Here is a 1,344-nt window from a genome sequence, read left to right as displayed (position 1 = left end):
TGGGCCTGTTGGACCTGTTGCACCTGGAGTAGCATTGATTAATTGAATTAATAAATTAAAAAGAACTTGTAAAGTTGCAGGATCGACATTTGAGTCGCAGGATACAGGGATAAGATCTAAAGCGAAGAAGAATTGTGCAAGTGCGCTATAAAATTGTTGCAATAATGTTGACAATTGACCTAAATTAGGAGCTGGAGATTGTAATAAAACTAAAATACTTTGAGTTAATTGTTTCAAAAAATTAACTTCTGGGGAAGGTAATAAGGAATTTAAGAAAATTAAAAATTGATTAAACAAATTGAATAACGCTACTCTGTTTGCATCACTTGGATTTGCAAAAAATGCTGAAATAGCTGATACTAATGAGTTTAGTAAAGTAATTAATTGACTTAATTGTTCCCTAGTAATAGGAACTGACTGTGGATTTTTACAACAATCTGGAGTGAAAACAATCGGATTATTGCAGTTGTTATGACCAAAACAATTATTACTTGTCATTTATGTCCTCCTTACTTGTTTTATATTTGAGTTTTTCCTATTATAAGGATCATAAAGTTGTAAAAGAGTATGTGTTATACATTGACTTAAAATAGGAAACATGAAATATAATTAAACTTGCAAACGCTATTTAATTATGTTCATGACTCACATATTAATTATATGTTTTTAATAATTGACTGCTTAGATTAAATACCTAAACTTAAGAGTTTATTTTATTTTTCCACGTTTATCTCTTAGGTTCAAATACACATATTAATTTGAATATACTCAACAATTAACGGTGCCATTTTTTACATATAAATTCACATTATTTCTTTACTAAAATTGTGGTCTCTTTTTAAACATGAAGCCGTTTGTATCATAGAGAACTCTCATATAATATATTGAAAAATTCATTCTATATTTTATTCCAATACACAATGAAAAGGATTGAAAGTAAATTTCCTATCATTCAACCATTTATAACATCTAGAAATTGAATGTACCTTCACTTAATTTTAACTATTTAAATATGAAACAAAAAGGACAGATTCCTTTTCATTAAGGATCTGTCCTTTTAATTAATAATGATAAATTGTAATATAATTGAAGATCCTTGCGATGGTGGTTGCGTATCCAATAAAGTTAATTTACCAGTACTCACTTCATATAATGGTTGTGGCTGCAGTATTCCGTTAACAAACAAATTAATATAAGAAACTTCACTAGGAGACAAAATATTTGTTGTACCATATTGAGGTATCCCGTCAGTATCTGTATATATAAGTTTCTCTCCATCTGCAAAAGTGTAATATAACAAATTGGTTGTTGTTATAGGGCCAATACCCCCAGTAGGACCTGTTG

The 1,344-nt window shown here is 29.0% G+C and carries 2 protein-coding genes; both read right to left on the bottom strand.

The window, feature by feature from the left end:
* A partial coding sequence (locus MR160_RS33640) for a collagen-like repeat preface domain-containing protein (RefSeq protein ID WP_242299216.1) occupies positions 1–498 on the bottom strand: 498 nt, incomplete at its 3' end.
* Positions 499–1,057: 559 nt separating this feature from the next.
* A partial coding sequence (locus tag MR160_RS33635; protein ID WP_242299215.1) for a DUF4183 domain-containing protein occupies positions 1,058–1,344 on the bottom strand: 287 nt, incomplete at its 5' end.

It is taken from the genome of Bacillus cereus group sp. BfR-BA-01382 (assembly GCF_022663475.1).
Lineage (GTDB): Bacteria > Bacillota > Bacilli > Bacillales > Bacillaceae_G > Bacillus_A > Bacillus_A thuringiensis_S.
The sequence above is the reverse complement of the archived record's forward strand: the minus strand, read 5'-3'. Positions and strand labels throughout refer to the sequence as shown.